The sequence below is a fragment of the Streptomyces sp. NPDC024555 genome, assembly GCF_055559335.1.
In genome coordinates this window covers 173,949-188,549 of record NZ_JBVHKV010000003.1, presented here as the reverse complement: position 1 = coordinate 188,549, position 14,601 = coordinate 173,949, and the positions used below count along the sequence as shown (strand labels likewise).

Genomic DNA, 14,601 nt, shown 5'->3' with positions numbered 1-14,601 from the left:
GGTTAGTTTCCGTGAGTGATCATGTCTGCACGGAAATTGACGACTCTGAGCATGTTGGGTGCGGTGCTGTGCGGCGGCCTCGCCGGCTGCGCGGACGCGGACGGCTCCCCGGAGGCCGCGCCCCCGGCGGCCCACGCCCCGTCCCCCGCGCACTCCCCCGCGTCCGCCTCCGCACCCGCCTCCCCCGCCGCCCCGCGCACACCCCCGCCCGCGCCGGAGCCGCCGGTCCTGGCCCCCGGGCCGGGCGGTCTGACGCCCGTGCTGAAACGCGGCGCCGGGCGTACGGAGAAGGTCGTGGCGCTCACGTTCGACGCCGATATGACGGCGGACGAGGGGCCGCGCGCGGCGGCGGGCGAGCGGTTCGACAATCCGGAGCTGATCGCGCTGCTGCGCCGGCTGAAGGTGCCGGCGACCGTGTTCATGACGGGGCGCTGGGCCGAGGAGTACCCCGACCAGGCCCGCTCCATCGGCACGGACCCGCTGTTCGAGATCGCCAACCACTCCTACAGCCACTACGCGTTCACCACGCCCTGCTACGGACTGCCGGCCGTGGACGGCGATCCGGCGGCGATGCGCGGGGAGGTGGAGCGGGCGTTCGGCGCGATCCGGCGGTCGGGGGCGCGCCGGGTGGTGCCGTACTTCCGTTTCCCGGGCGGGTGTTACGACCGGGCGGCGCTGCGCGCGATCGCGCCGGAGAAGGTCACGGCGGTGCAGTGGGACGTGGTCAGCGGGGACGCGTTCGCGACCGACGCGGACGCGGTGGCGGAACAGGTGCTGGACGGAGTGGAGCCCGGTTCGCTCGTCGTCATGCACTGCACCCGCAGCGCCGCCCCGGTCACCGCGCAGGCGGTCCGGCGGGTGGTGCCCGAACTCCGCGCCCGGGGCTACCGCTTCGTGCGCGTCTCGCAGCTGATCGCCGGGCGGTGAGAGCCTCGGGCAGCCGGTCAGCCGGTCATCCGGAGCAGGCCGTCCGCTGGGCCTCCTGCCACTCGCAGACCGGGCAGAGCGTGATGCCCTTGACCGACTCGGGGTACTCGGTCGGCTTCCGGCACAGCACGCACTCCGCGTACGGCGGTCCGGCGGGCCCGTCCGGGGACGCCCCGGGCCGGACGTCCGGGGTGCCGCAGCAGTCCGTGTCCTCGGGATTCAGGGGCTCAGCTCCGCGCTCGTCCATGCGTACGAGCCTACTCAGCCGCGCACCGAGGTGAGCCGGCAGGCGAGCGCCCCCGCGGCGGCGGCCACCGCGGCCGCGCCGAGCAGCGGCAGCACGGGCACCCGGACGGTTCCGGTGAACGAGCCGGTGACCAGGCCCGTCACGGCGGACTTCGCGGGTGATCCGGTGGTCACCAGGCACAGCAGCGCCCCGAGCGGAATCGCGGTGAGCGACCAGCCGCGCCGGTGCAGCAGCGGCCGGCTGCCCAGCGTCCCCACCGCCGCCCCGGTCAGCGCGCAGCAGCAGGCGGCGAGCAGCCCGGCGAGACCGGCCGCGGGCAGCGGTACCCGGACCCGGTGGTCGGTACTGGCCGGATCGCTGATCGCCAGCACGACGGCGGTGGCCGCCGCGCCCAGCAGCACCGCGCAGCCGAGCGCCGTGACCAGGGCCGCCAGATGGACCCGGGGCCGGCCCCCGGCGGCCGCGGCGACGACGGTCCGGGCGGCGGACGGTTCCTGGGTCGCGCAGACCTGAACGAGCCACGCGGTGACGGGCAGCAGCGCGGCGGCGGTGTAACCGAGCGAGTCCAGCACGGGCTGGCCGGCCTGGACCACGGTGCCGACGAAGGCCAGGTGGAGCAGCACCGGGGCGAGCCAGCGCTGGGAGCGCAGGAGCAGGGCGGCCTGGTAGCGGATCAGTGCGTTCATACGGGCTCGTCCGAGGGATTGAGCAGGGCCGCGACCCCGGTGACAGGCCGGGACGGCCGGGCGGTGGGCAGGGCGGCCCGGTAGCCGATCAATGCGGTCATACGGGCTCGCCCGAGAGGTCCGGCAGGGCCGCGACCCCGGTGACGTGCCAGGGCGGCCGGGCGGTGAGCAGGGTGGTGAGCAGGGCGTCGGAGTGCGCGGCGGCCACCGTGAGGTGCAGGGCGCCGTCCTCGGTGGCGGTGCGTTCGGGGGCTCCGGGGAGCCGGTCCGGCAGCGGGGTGCCGGGCGGTCCCGTCACCTCGATGCGGACCCGGGGGCCGGCGGCCGGTCCGACCGGGGCAACGGGCACCTCGCGGAGCCCGGTGCCCTCGACGCGCAGCACCGTGTCCGCGGCGCCCGCCGGCCGGCGCGGGTCGTGGTCGACGTAGACGGCGGTGGATCCGGCAGCGACACGGGCGGCGACGGCCCGGTCCAGTTCGTCGCGGGCCGCGGTGTCCAGTCCGGTCCACGCCTCGTCCAGCACCAGCAGTCCGGGCTCGGCCAGCAGCGCCTGGGCGACCGCGACCTTCTGGGCGGTGCCCTTGGACAGCTCGGCCAGGGGCGTCCCGGCATGAGCGGCGGCACCGAAGCGGGTCAGCCACTCCTCCGCCCGCCGGACCGCCTCGGCGCGCCGCAGTCCGTGGATCCGGCCCAGGTGGACGAGGTAGCCGACGGCCGTGAACGGCAGGGCCGCCGCGAACCGTTCGGGGACGTACGCGGTGCGCGGCCGGTGCCGGGTGATGCTGCCCTCGGTCGGGGCGTCCGTCCCCGCGAGCAGCCGCAGCAGCGTGGACTTGCCGGTGCCGTTGGCGCCCTCGACCCGGATCAGGGAGCCCGCCGGGAGGACGAGATCGATCCCGCGCAGCACCCAGGGCCCGGCCAGTCCGTACCGGCGGCCCACCGCCTCCAGCCGCAGCAGGGGCCGGTTCAGTTGGACGACGCCTTCTCGGGCTTCAGCTCGCTGGGCCGGACGATCACGAAGCCCTCGCCCTCCAGCCGGAGCTGGACGGCCTCGCCGGAGCCGCCGCGCAGCATGGAACCGACGCTCTGCGAGCGGTGCAGTGAGGTGGCGAGGTGGGCGCTCCAGCCGACGACCGCGTCGGTGTCGACGCAGACCGGTTGCTGCGGGCTCACGGGGATCACGATCGGGTGGCCCTCGCACATCAGGGCGAGCTTCCCGTACCCGGTGAAGACACTGTTGAAGAGCCCTCCCCCGGCCATGCCGGCGCCCTTCACGGTCTTGATCTCGTAGGCGAGCGTGGCGTCGAAGCACAGCACGTTGCGGCCGTTGACGGTGAGCGCGTCGCCCTGCTCGATGTCCACGATGAAGCAGTTGGCCGCCTCGTGGGCGAACCAGGCCTCGCCCTGGCCGCGCACCGCCATCAGCGGCAGCCCCTCGCCGGTGACGGCCCGCTTGAGCATGCCGCCGATGCCCTGGCCCTTGCGTTCGAACTGGAGATTGCCGCGGAAGGCGATCATCGATCCCTGGCGGGCGTGCATCTCGCCGTTGACCGCGTATTTCACCGACTTGGGGTTCTGCAGGGTCATTCCGGGCACGGTCGCCTGCTGGGCCATGTGCTCGCTGGAAAAGAGATCGCTCTTCATGGCGTGCATCCTCGCCCGGAGGGTTTCATTCCGCCAAGAGACCCGGTGCGGGCGGCTGGCAGACTGGACGGGTGAGCAGCAACGACACCTCCTCCCCCGCGTCCGACACCCCCTCCCCCGCGTCCGGCTCCGCCGGTCTGTCCGAGGACAGCCCGTTCCGCACCGAACGGACGGACCGGGACGAAGCACCCCAGTACGTCCTGCCGTTGGTCGTGCACATCGAGAAGACGGCACCCCCGGCCCGTACCGACGCCCTGCGCACGGCCGCCCGCGCGGTGCTCGTGATGCTCTCCGACGAGCGGTCCACGGGCGAGGGCGTGTGGGCGGAGGCGATGCGGGACTGGCAGGACGCCCGGATCCGCAAGGTGGTCCGGCGGGCGCGCGGCGCGGAGTGGCGCAAGGCCTCGGCGCTGCCCGGGATCACCGTCACCGGCGCGGAGGCCGAGGTCCGGGTCTATCCCCCGGTGCCGCTGGACGGCTGGCCCAAGGAGCTGGCGAAGCTCCAGGTCTCGGGGACGGACCTGGACGATCCGGAGCCGCCCGCCGCCCCGGACCTCTCGGGCCCGGTCCTCTGGCTCAACCCGGATCTCGGCATGTCCGCCGGCAAGGAGATGGCGCAGGCCGGGCACGGGGCCCAGCTCGCCTGGTGGGAGCTGTCCGACGCGGAGCGCACGGCCTGGCGCGAGGCAGGTTTCCCGCTCTCGGTCGCCACCCCGGACCCGGTGCGCTGGAAGGAGCTGACGGTGAGCGGGCTGCCCGTGGTCCGGGACGCGGGGTTCACGGAGATCGCCCCCGGTTCCTGCACGGTGGTCGCCGACCATCCGGCGCTGCGCCGCTGAGTCGCCGGGAGGCGGAACCTCAAATCAAGCTCTGAACGTCTCCCTTCGCGGGTTCGGCAGGACACCGCGGGGCCATCACCCCTGCACGGAACGGAGACGGGGGGACGGCGTGGAGCTGGGAATCGGCATCGGCTGGCGGCCGGAGATCGCCGAAGCGGTGGAGGCACTGCCGGGGATCGACTGGGTGGAGGCGGTCGCGGAGAACCTCTGCGCCGGCCATCTGCCGGACTCACTGGTGCGGCTGAGGGAACGCGGGGTCACGGTGGTGCCGCACGGCGTCTCGCTGGGGCTCGGCGGGGCGGACCGGCCCGACGCCGGACGGCTCGCCGCGCTCGCGGAACGGGCCGCGCTGACGGAGGCGCCGCTGGTCACCGAGCACATCGCGTTCGTCAGGGCCGGCGGTGTCCGCACCGGCACCCCGGCCCTGGAGGCGGGGCATCTGCTGCCCGTCCCCCGGACCCGGGCCGCCCTGGACGTGCTCTGCGAGAACGTGGCGATCGCGCAGGACGCGCTGCCCGTGCCGCTGGCCCTGGAGAACATCGCGGCCCTGGTCTCCTGGCCGGACGAGGAGCTGACCGAGGGGCAGTTCCTCGCCGAGCTGGTCGAGCGCACCGGGGTGCGGCTGCTCATCGACGTGGCCAATCTGCACACCAACCATGTCAACCGGGGCGAGGACCCGGCCGAGGCGCTGGCCGCGCTGCCGGTGGAGGCCCTCGCGTACGTCCATGTCGCCGGCGGGACCGAGAAGGACGGTGTCTGGCACGACACCCACGCCCATCCCGTCACCGCCCCGGTCCTGGACGTGCTGGCCGAACTGCGCTCCCGGGTGTCCCCGCCCGGCGTCCTCCTGGAACGCGACGACGCCTTCCCGCCCGCCGCCGAACTCGCCGGTGAGCTGGACGCGATCCGCGCGGTCCTGGACCGGGGCGGGGACGACCACGGGGTGGACCGTGCGGTGCGCGGACCGGTACGGCGGGAGCCCGTACGGCCCGCCGCCGCACCGTCCGAGGCGGTACGGGACCGGCTCGCGGTCGACCAGACCGCGCTGCTCTCCGCCCTGGTCGCGGGCACCCCCGCCCCGGAGGGCTTCGACCGGCGCAGGCTCGGGGTGCAGAGCCGGGCGCTGGCCGCGAAGCGGGCCGATGTGGTGGCGAAGGTGGCTCCCGAGCTTCCGGAGATCCTGGGGCGCGGCTACCGGGAGGCGTTCCTGGCGTACGCGGGGGCGCGGCCGATGTCCGGCGGATACCGGCGCGACGCGCTGGACTTCGCCGAGCACCTGCTGGTCGCCGGGCGGCCGGCCGACGACGCGGCGCGGCGCCGGCTCACCCTGTGGTGGCAGGACCGCGCGGGGTCCCGGCCACCGGGCCGGGCCGCCCGGCTGGCCCGCGCGGCCCGCTCCGTGCTGGTGGGGCGGTGAACGGGATGACCACGCTCGCCGTGCTGTTCTCGCTGGCCGTCGCCGTGTCCTCGGTGCTGCTGGTCGCCGGGCTCGTCCGCGACCGCCGGGCGTCCGGCGGCCCGGTCCACGATCCGGCCGAGGCGGCGTTCCTGGGCGGCGGACCCGGGCGGGTCGTCGACGCCGCGCTCACCGCGATGCACGCGGACGGCCGGCTCCTCGTCGGCGGCCCCGGCATCGTGGCCGTGCAGCGGGCCGTCGCCCACGACCCGGTGGAGCGCGCCGTGCTCCACGCGCACGCCGCCGCCCCGAACGGGGCGCTGCACACGCTGCGGGACGCCGTGATGCGCCACCCCGCCGTCCAGGAGATCGGGGACGGCCTCGCCGCGCGCGGGCTGCTCCAGGTCCCCGGCGCGCACCGGCTCCAGCAGCGCTGGGGCATGACGCAGGGGGTGCTCTGCCTGCTCGCCCTGCCCGTCGCGTTCGCGCTGACCGTCGCGGAGTGGATGGCCTCGGACGGCTTCGTGGACGAGGGCGTCCCGTTCGTCCTCAAGGTGCTGCCCGCCCTGGTCGCCGGAAGCGTCGTGGGCCTGGTCACGGCGGCGGTCGCCCGCTCCCGGATCACCCGGGCGGGGCGCCGGGCCGCCGCCGCGTTCCGGGCCGCCCACCCCGGCCGCACCGACGCGGCCCATCTGGTGGCGACGGCCGGTCCCCGGGCGCACCCCGACCCCGTCCTGCGGGCGTATCTGCTCACGGCGGTCCGGGCCGGGGCCGGGAGCGGGACGCCCCGGCGCTCCGGCGGCACACCGTCCCCGTCGCACGACGGCGCCTCCTCCGCGCTGCTGCTGGCCCCGGCGGTCTGGTGCGCGGGGTCCGCGCCGGGCGGCGGGAGCTGCGGCGGTTCATCGGGGAGCGGCGGCGGTTCGGGCTGCGGCGGCGGGTCGGGCTGCGGTTCGGGGTCCGGGTCGAGCTGCGGGGGCGGCGGGTCCAGTTGTGGTGGCGGCGGGTCCAGTTGTGGTGGCGGCAGCAGTTGCGGATCGAGCTGCGGCAGCAGTTCCTGAGCGGTCCCGCGTCCGCATGGTGAACAGCCCATGGCGCGAAACGCGCGTGTCGCATAGAAATCGGACATGCTCTGGGTTCTGTTCCTGCTGGTCGCGTGGGGTGCCGCCGCGCTGTCCTGCATCCGGCTCTGCCTGGCCACCGCCCGGCAGGCCGCCCCTCCCCGGCCCGCGCCGCGCACCGCCACGCGGGACGAACTGAGCCTGTACGAGACGGCGTTCCTGGCCGGCGGCCCGCACCGGGTCGCCGACACCGCGCTGGTCTCGATGCATCTGCGCCGCCGGCTGCTGCTGGCCCACACCGGCTGGGCCACGGTCGTCGATCCGGACGGCCGGGACGACATGGAGCGGACCGTGATCCGTGCCATAGGGCCCCAGGGGCAGTCGCCGATACCGCCGGTCCGGGCGGCGGCCGCCGCCGCGGACGCGGTGCGGGCCCTCGCGGACCGGCTGGTCGCCGCGGGCCTGGCCCTGCCGGGCGGCGGGTCGGACATCGCCGCGGCCGTGCACGCGGTGCGCCGGGCGGCCGCGCTGGTGCTCGTGATGGGTGCCGCCGCGCTGACCGTGCCCATCCAGGGAGCGCGTCCGGCGGGGTCGGAGGTGCCGGTGCTCGTCTGGTTCGCGATGCCGCTGGTGCTGACCGTGGGCTGTCTGCTCATCGCGCGGATGGAGTCGGGACCGCACAGCCCGTGGGCCTCACCGGCCGGACAGCGGCTGCTGGACGCCCGTCGGCTCGCCGCGTCCGGTCCGGAGGGCGATGTGCTGGCGGCGGTCGCCGTACGGGGCGTCGCGGCGGTCGCCGATCCGGCGCTGCGGGCCGCGCTCACCGGCCGGACGGCGCGCACCGTCCCGTAGATGACAACGGTGCGGCGCGCGGGAGGCGCGCCGCACCGTGAGCCGAACCCGGTGTCGCTGGACCGGCGGGCGGCACAAGGTGCCGCTCGGTCCGCCGTCTGATCTTCCGGGCTGGGGTGACCGGGTCCCGCTCGCTACGCGAGCCCGGCCACCAGGTCCGCGACCGACTTGCGCCGGCCGGTGAAGAAGGGGACCTCCTCGCGGACGTGCATCCGCGCCTCGGAGGCCCGCAGGTGACGCATCAGGTCGACGATGCGGTACAGCTCGTCCGCCTCGAAGGCCAGCATCCACTCGTAGTCGCCGAGCGAGAACGAGGCGACGGTGTTGGCGCGCACGTCGGGGTAGCCGCGGGCCATCTTGCCGTGGTCGGCGAGCATCCGGCGACGGTCCTCGTCGGGCAGCAGGTACCAGTCGTAGGAGCGCACGAACGGGTACACGCTGACGTAGTCGCGCGCGTTCTCGTCGGCGAGGAAGGCCGGGATGTGCGACTTGTTGAACTCGGCGGGGCGGTGCAGCGCCATGTTCGACCAGACCGGTTCGAGGTTCCTGCCCAGCCGGGTGCGGCGGAAGAGGTTGTACGCCTCCTGGAGCTCGTCCGCCGTCTCCGCGTGCCACCAGATCATCACGTCGGCGTCGGCGCGGAGGCCGGAGACGTCGTAGGTGCCGCGGATCGTGATGTCCTTGGCCGCGAGCTGGTCGAACAGCTCCTGGACCTCGCCGGCCAGGTCGGCCCGGTCCGTGTCGGCGGGCAGGACGTCGCGCAGCTTGAACACGGACCAGAGCGTGTAGCGGATGACCTCGTTGAGGTCCTTCGCCTTCTTTCCGGCGTTGGGCGTCTTGCTGGATGTCGCAGTCTCAGGAGCACTCATACGGCTATTGTCCCGCCTCGCTCCCTGTGCCCTGAACCAGGGGTGGGGTGGCGATGATCTCCCCCTGCTCCGCCGCCCGGACGCCCCCGAGGTCGTGGGCGATCTCGTCCGCGGCACGCAGGGCGCCGGCGATGCAGGCGGGGATGCCGACGCCGTCGTAGACCGCACCGCAGACGCGCAGCGCGGGCAGCTTGGCGACCTCCTCGCGGATCCGGGCGACCCGGGTGAGGTGGCCCACGGGGTACTGGGGCAGTCCGCCGATCCAGCGGGTGACCTCGGTGCCGACGGGGCGGGCGGTCAGTCCGGTGGCGTCGGCGAGGTCGGCCAGCGAGACGGCGACGAGGTCGGCGTCCTCGCGGTGCAGATGGTCCTCCTCGCCGTAGCGGCCCACCGAGGTTCGCAGCACGAAGAGCCCCGGGGCCGCGTCGGCGACCCATCGCCACTTGTGGGTGGAGAAGGTGGAGGCCTTGATCGTGCGGCCCTCGGCCGGGGGCACCAGGAAGCCGGAGCGCCCCTCGAAGGCCGGCAGCCCGGCCACGTCGGAGCGCCTGAACGCCATCGTGACCAGGGCCATCGAGGCGTACTCGACGCCGGCCAGCTCGGCCGACGCGGCCGGGGACTCGGCGGCGAGCAGGGTGGACGCCGACCAGGCGGGGGCGGCGAGGACGATGCCGTCGGCGGCGATCACCCGGGCGTCGGTGCGCACGTCCCAGCCGTCGGCGGTACGGGTCAGGCCGAGCACCGGGGTCTCGGTGAGGATCTCCCCGCCGGCCGCGCGCACGGTGTCCGCGACGGCTCCGGGCAGGGTGCCGATGCCGCCCTCGATGCCCTGGAAGACCGGGCCGGTGAGCTGCCGGGCGGCCGCCTCCCGCTGGATCCGGGCGACGCCGTCGAGGAGCGAGCCGGAGCCCCGGGCGACCTCGAAGAGCTGCGGTACGGCGGCGCGCATCGAGATCCGGTAGGCGTCGCCCGCGTACACCCCGCCCAGCAGCGGTTCCACGAGCAGGTCGACGACCTCGCGGCCGAGCCGGTCCGCGACATAGGCGCCGACCGCGACGTCCTCGCCGACGGCGGTGGGGGTCAGCTCGCGCTCCTGGGCGATCCGGGCCAGGCCCTCGGGCGTCAGGACGTCGCCCAGGGCCGCCGGGTCGCCCGGGACGCCCATCACATGGCCCTTGGGCATGGGGCGCAGGGCCTCGCGCGTCCAGAGGGCGGCGGTGGCGGTGGCGGGCGGCTGGAGGCGGTCGGCGAGGCCGACGGCGCGGGCCAGGTCGACCGCCTCCGGCCGGCGGGCGAGCACGGACTCGGCGCCGAGGTCGACCCGGACGCCCGCGACCTCGCCGGTCATGAGCTTGCCGCCGAGCCGGGCGGTCGCCTCCAGGAGGGTGACCCGCAGACCGCTGCCGAGAAGCCGGTGGGCGGCCGCGAGTCCGGCGATGCCGCCGCCGATGACGACCACATGGGCCGGGGCCCGGTCCGCACGCTGTGTTGAACGCTGCATGCCCCCACTCTCTCAAACCCCGTCCGAGTCCTGACCGTGACCGCTTCGAAACCGTCGGGACGAAACCGCTGACGCCCCCTCATCCGTCGAACCGGCACCATCAACCACCTGTCCTGGGGGGACTGTTATGCATCCCGTGCCCGACCTCCGCTCCGGCCCGGCGGCGTCCGCCGCCCGCCGTTCCCGGATCGCCCTCGCCGCCGGACTGCTCGCCGCCGCGCTCGCGCTCGGCGGCTGCGGCGCCGCGTCCGACGACTCCGGAGGGGACGGCGACAAGCGCGGACTGACCGCCGATGCCCGGGGGAAGGCCGACTCCGCCGCCGGTGAGGCGGCCGGCGCCGCGCGGGCGGACGGCTCCGCGAAGGGCGCGGCCGGCTCGGCGGCGCCGAAGCAGCCGAAACCGGCCGCCACCCACGTCATCCGCACCGCGACGCTGTCCGTCGAGGTGAAGAGCGCCTCCCGGGCGGCGGCGAGCGCCCGGACCGTGACGCAGAACGCGGGCGGGCTGGTCGCCGAGGAGAACACCGAGCGGGCGGACGGCGACCGCTCCACCTCGCATCTCGTGCTGCGCGTCCCGCAGGACGCGTACGACCGGGTGCTGCGGGAGCTGTCGGGGGCCGGGAAGCTGCTGTCGCGCACCTCGGAGGCGAAGGACGTCACGGACCAGGTCGTCGACACCGACAGCCGGATCGCCACCCAGCGCTCCAGCGTGGCCCGGGTGCGCGCGCTGATGGACCGGGCCGACAAGCTCACCGACGTGGTCGCCCTGGAGGGCGAACTGAGCAGCCGCCAGGCCGCGCTGGAGTCGCTGCTCGCCCAGCAGGCCTCGCTCCGGGACCGTACCTCGATGGCCACGGTCACCCTCGACCTGATCGAGCCGGAGTCCCCGGCCGCCGCGTCCGACGACGATCCGGGGTTCGTGGACGCCCTGGCCGGCGGCTGGCACGCCTTCACGACGATGCTGCGGTGGCTGGCGATGGCCGTGGGGGCCTCGGCGCCGTTCCTGGCCGTGGCCGCCGCCGCACTGGTCCTGTGGCGGTTCGCCGCCCGCCGGAGGCGGAAGGCGGCGCCGCCGGCCGGCGGGTGAGCGCGTCCCGGGGGCGCCGCCGCGCCCCCGGGTACCCCGGCGCCGTAGCGTGGGCCTTTTCGGACGGGCGTCGGAGGTACGGGCATGGCGGCGGAACGACTGGTGGTCATCGGCGGCGACGCGGCGGGCATGTCCGCCGCCTCCCAGGCGCGCCGGCTCAAGGGCCCCGGGGAGCTGGAGATCATCGCCTTCGAGCGCGGTCACTTCACCTCGTTCTCCGCCTGCGGCATCCCGTACTGGGTGGGCGGCGACGTGGCGGAGCGGGACGATCTGATCGCCCGTACGCCCGAGGAGCACCGGGCCCGCGGCATCGATCTGCGGATGCGCACCGAGGTGACGGAGATCGACGCCGCGGGACGGCGGGTGCGCGCCCGGGACCGGGACTCGGGCGAGACGTACTGGACGGACTTCGACAAGCTGGTGATCGCCACGGGTGCCCGGCCGGTCCGCCCGGAGCTGCCGGGGATGGACGCGGCGGGGGTGCACGGGGTGCAGACCCTGGACGACGGACAGGCCCTGCTGGACTCGCTGGACCGTACGCGGGGACGGAGGGCCGTCGTCGTCGGCGCCGGGTACATCGGCGTCGAGATGGCCGAGGCGATGCTGAACCGGGGCTTCGAGGTGACGGTCCTCAACCGGGGCGAGCAGCCGATGGCGACGCTCGACCCGGACATGGGCCGGATGGTCGGCGAGGCGATGGCCGGGCTGGGGATCACGACGGTGAACGGGGCGGCGGTCACCGCGATCCGCACCGGGGCGGACGGCCGGGTGAGCGCCGTGGAGACGGCGGACGGCTCGTACCCGGCGGACGTGGTGGTGCTCGGCATCGGGGTCGAGCCGGAGACGGAGCTGGCGCGCGCGGCCGGGCTGCCGGTGGGGCCGCACGGCGGGCTGCTCACCGATCTGTCGATGCGGGTCGTGGGCCACCAGGACATCTGGGCGGGCGGGGACTGCGTCGAGGTCCTGGACCTGGTGGCGGGCCGCACCCGGCACATCGCGCTGGGCACGCACGCCAACAAGCACGGCCAGATCATCGGGTCCAACGTGGGCGGCGGCTACGGCACGTTCCCCGGTGTCGTCGGCACCGCGGTGAGCAAGGTCTGCGATCTGGAGATCGCCCGGACGGGGCTGCGCGAGAAGGACGCCCGTGCGGTGGGGCTGCGGTTCGTCACGGCGACGATCGAGTCGACGGGCCGGGCGGGCTACTACCCGGGGGCGCGGCCGATGACGGTGAAGATGATCGCGGAGTACCGCACGGGACGGCTGCTGGGGGTGCAGATCGTCGGCCGCGACGGGGCGGCGAAGCGGGTGGACGTGGCGGCGGTGGCCCTGACCGCCGGGATGACCGTCGACCAGTTGACCGCGCTCGATCTGGGCTACGCGCCGCCGTTCTCCCCGGTCTGGGACCCGGTCCTGGTGGCGGCGCGCAAGGCGGTGGCCGCGGTGCGGGCGGCCGGCACGGTCTGAGCGTGCCGGCCCCGCGCCCGGGTCAGCGGGCGCTGCTGCGGTGGACGTACTCGACGAGGCGGGTCAGGGCGTCGGGGTCCATGGACGGCATGACGCCGTGGCCCAGGTTGAAGATGTGGCCCTCCAGACCGGCTGCGGCGTCCAGCACCTCCTGCGCCTTGGCCTCCACGACGGAGGTCGGGGCGTAGAGCACGGCGGGGTCGAGGTTGCCCTGGAGCGCCTTGCCGGGGCCGACGCGGCGGGCGGCCTCGTCGAGCGGGACCCGCCAGTCGACGCCGACGACGTCCGCGCCGGCCTCGCCCATGAGGCCGAGCAGTTCGCCGGTGCCGACGCCGAAGTGGATGCGCGGGACCCCGTACGGGGCGACGGCGTCGAAGACCTTCGCGGAGGCGGACAGCACCGAGCGGCGGTAGTCGGCGGGGGACAGGGCGCCGACCCAGGAGTCGAAGACCTGCACGGCGCTCGCGCCGGCCTCGATCTGGACCTTGAGGAACGCTCCGGTGATCTCCGCGAGCCGGTCGAGGAGGTCGGCCCAGAGCTCCGGGTCGCCGTACATCATGGCCTTGGTGTGCTCGTGGTTGCGGGAGGGGCCGCCCTCCACGAGGTAGCTCGCGAGGGTGAACGGGGCGCCCGCGAAACCGATCAGCGGGGTGGCGCCCAGCTCGGCGGTGAGCGTGCCGATGGCCTCGGTGACGTACGGGACGTCCTCGGGGGTGAGGTCGCGCAGCCGGGCCAGGTCGGCGCGGGTGCGGATCGGCTCGGCGATGACGGGGCCGACGCCGGGCTTGATGTCCAGGTCGATGCCGATGGCGCGGAGCGGGACGACGATGTCGCTGAAGTAGATCGCGGCGTCGACCTTGTGGCGGCGCACGGGCTGCAGGGTGATCTCGGCGATGAGGTCCGGGATCGTGCAGGAGTCCAGCATCGGGATGCCCTCGCGCACCTTGTGGTACTCGGGGAGCGACCGGCCCGCCTGGCGCATGAACCAGACCGGCGTGTGCGGCACGGGTTCGCGCCGGCACGCCTTCAGGAACACCGAGTCGTGGGGGGCGGAGGTCGTCGTCTGCTGGCCCGAGGGGCGGTCAATGGCGCTCACGTACAGAATCTTCGCATGTACGCGGAATGAGCCCGCCCCCGCACGGGTGTCCTTCCGGACGCGGGGCTCCGGTTCCGCCTACTCTTCCCCGCATGGCTGCGGCTCAGGGACACTTCTCCGAACAATCCGACGGCGCCGGCGAGCAGAGCGGCGCGGAGGGTGGATCCGTCCCGCCCGCGTTCCGTGCGGCGGTGGACGCCCTGCGCACGGCGCGGCTCCGCCCCGAGCTGGAGGTGGAGCCGACGCGTCCGCCGAAACGGCTGGCGCCGTACGCGTACGCGCTGGAGGCGGCGGTCGTCGACGGCGACGAGGACCTCGCGGACGGGCGGCTGGTGCTGCTGCACGATCCGGCCGGGCACGACGCCTGGCAGGGCGGTTTCCGGCTGGTGACGCTGGTGCGCGCGGAGCTGGAACCGGAGATGGCGTCCGATCCGCTGCTGCCGGAGGTGTGCTGGTCCTGGCTGACCGGTGCGCTGGAGGCGCGCGGGCTGTCGTACGGCGAGGCGGGCGGCACGGTCACGCGGGCGGGCTCGCACTACTTCGGGGCGCTGGAGACCCGGCGGCCGGCGACGCAGATCGAGATCCGGGCGTCCTGGACGCCGCGCGAGGGCCGCGGCGGGGTGCCGGACACCGGGGCACACCTGATGGCGTGGGGCGATCTGCTGTGCCAGATCGCCGGGCTGCCCCCGTCGGGTCCGGTGGACGCGGCCGTGGTGACGCTGCCGCAGCGGCGGGGTCCGCAGACGCCGTAACCGGTCCGGATTCCGGATCCTCGTTCCGCCGGCGGGGCCGCGTGCCCCGCCGGCGTTCTCCGTGACGCTCCGTCACATGCTCTCGCACAGTCACCGGCGTTCTTTTCGTACAATCGATCGCGCGTCCTATTTGCCCGAATTGTTACTCACCAAATCGTGATCTTCCCCTAAAGGAGC

15 protein-coding genes are annotated in these 14,601 nt (G+C 74.9%); 8 read left to right on the top strand and 7 right to left on the bottom strand.

Annotation, left to right across the window (positions count from 1 at the left end):
- Positions 1–51: 51 nt before the first annotated feature.
- Positions 52–927: a polysaccharide deacetylase family protein gene (locus tag ACZ4FH_RS06225; protein ID WP_467302671.1), complete on the top strand. Its 876-nt coding sequence runs from the start codon at positions 52–54 to the stop codon at positions 925–927.
- A gap of 25 nt (positions 928–952) precedes the next feature.
- Here the strand turns inward: ACZ4FH_RS06225 and ACZ4FH_RS06220 are convergent, their stop codons facing one another.
- The 4 genes from ACZ4FH_RS06220 to ACZ4FH_RS06205 all read right to left on the bottom strand — a co-directional run bounded on the left by ACZ4FH_RS06220 (position 953) and on the right by ACZ4FH_RS06205 (position 3,504).
- Entirely contained in the window at positions 953–1,174 is a 222-nt protein-coding gene (locus ACZ4FH_RS06220) for a hypothetical protein (protein WP_467302669.1), read from the bottom strand.
- Between the two features lie 14 nt (positions 1,175–1,188).
- The gene (locus tag ACZ4FH_RS06215; RefSeq protein ID WP_467302668.1) at positions 1,189–1,860 is read right to left on the bottom strand and encodes an ABC transporter; all 672 of its coding nucleotides are present in this window, start codon (positions 1,858–1,860) and stop codon (positions 1,189–1,191) included.
- Between the two features lie 97 nt (positions 1,861–1,957).
- On the bottom strand, positions 1,958–2,767 hold the full coding sequence (locus ACZ4FH_RS06210; RefSeq protein ID WP_467303078.1) for an ATP-binding cassette domain-containing protein: 810 nt from the start codon (positions 2,765–2,767) through the stop codon (positions 1,958–1,960).
- A 59-nt stretch (positions 2,768–2,826) separates the two neighbouring features.
- Entirely contained in the window at positions 2,827–3,504 is a 678-nt protein-coding gene (locus ACZ4FH_RS06205) for an AIM24 family protein (protein WP_467302666.1), read from the bottom strand.
- A 71-nt stretch (positions 3,505–3,575) separates the two neighbouring features.
- Between ACZ4FH_RS06205 and ACZ4FH_RS06200 the strand changes: the two genes are divergently transcribed.
- From ACZ4FH_RS06200 to ACZ4FH_RS06185, 4 genes are all read left to right on the top strand, one after another.
- Entirely contained in the window at positions 3,576–4,343 is a 768-nt protein-coding gene (locus ACZ4FH_RS06200) for a peptidyl-tRNA hydrolase (protein ID WP_467302664.1), read from the top strand.
- Positions 4,344–4,452: 109 nt separating this feature from the next.
- Positions 4,453–5,760: an MbnB/TglH/ChrH family RiPP precursor modification enzyme gene (locus ACZ4FH_RS06195; RefSeq protein ID WP_467302662.1), complete on the top strand. Its 1,308-nt coding sequence runs from the start codon at positions 4,453–4,455 to the stop codon at positions 5,758–5,760.
- Positions 5,761–5,765: 5 nt separating this feature from the next.
- Positions 5,766–6,800 carry a TIGR04222 domain-containing membrane protein gene (locus tag ACZ4FH_RS06190; protein WP_467302660.1) on the top strand — a complete coding sequence of 345 codons (1,035 nt, stop codon included), beginning with the start codon at positions 5,766–5,768 and terminating at the stop codon, positions 6,798–6,800.
- 66 nt (positions 6,801–6,866) lie between these two features.
- Positions 6,867–7,652 carry a TIGR04222 domain-containing membrane protein gene (locus ACZ4FH_RS06185; protein ID WP_467302659.1) on the top strand — a complete coding sequence of 262 codons (786 nt, stop codon included), beginning with the start codon at positions 6,867–6,869 and terminating at the stop codon, positions 7,650–7,652.
- Between the two features lie 134 nt (positions 7,653–7,786).
- On the opposite strand, the gene hemQ is transcribed toward ACZ4FH_RS06185, so the two are convergent.
- Together hemQ and hemG are read right to left on the bottom strand one after the other, a co-directional pair.
- On the bottom strand, positions 7,787–8,521 hold the full coding sequence (gene hemQ, locus ACZ4FH_RS06180) for a hydrogen peroxide-dependent heme synthase (protein ID WP_467302657.1): 735 nt from the start codon (positions 8,519–8,521) through the stop codon (positions 7,787–7,789).
- A gap of 4 nt (positions 8,522–8,525) precedes the next feature.
- Entirely contained in the window at positions 8,526–10,022 is a 1,497-nt protein-coding gene (gene hemG, locus ACZ4FH_RS06175) for a protoporphyrinogen oxidase (RefSeq protein WP_467302655.1), read from the bottom strand.
- Positions 10,023–10,158: 136 nt separating this feature from the next.
- On the opposite strand from hemG, the gene ACZ4FH_RS06170 reads away from it, so the two are divergent.
- Positions 10,159–11,109, top strand: coding sequence for a DUF4349 domain-containing protein (locus ACZ4FH_RS06170; protein WP_467302654.1), 951 nt, complete (start codon positions 10,159–10,161; stop codon positions 11,107–11,109).
- 84 nt (positions 11,110–11,193) lie between these two features.
- Complete coding sequence (locus ACZ4FH_RS06165) at positions 11,194–12,576, top strand: FAD-dependent oxidoreductase (protein WP_467302652.1); 1,383 nt, start codon at positions 11,194–11,196, stop codon at positions 12,574–12,576.
- Positions 12,577–12,598: 22 nt separating this feature from the next.
- Here ACZ4FH_RS06165 and hemE read toward each other — a convergent pair whose 3' ends face one another.
- Positions 12,599–13,672: a uroporphyrinogen decarboxylase gene (gene hemE / locus ACZ4FH_RS06160; RefSeq protein ID WP_467302651.1), complete on the bottom strand. Its 1,074-nt coding sequence runs from the start codon at positions 13,670–13,672 to the stop codon at positions 12,599–12,601.
- Between the two features lie 92 nt (positions 13,673–13,764).
- On the opposite strand from hemE, the gene ACZ4FH_RS06155 reads away from it, so the two are divergent.
- On the top strand, positions 13,765–14,424 hold the full coding sequence (locus ACZ4FH_RS06155; RefSeq protein ID WP_467302649.1) for a DUF3000 domain-containing protein: 660 nt from the start codon (positions 13,765–13,767) through the stop codon (positions 14,422–14,424).
- Positions 14,425–14,601: the final 177 nt, after the last annotated feature.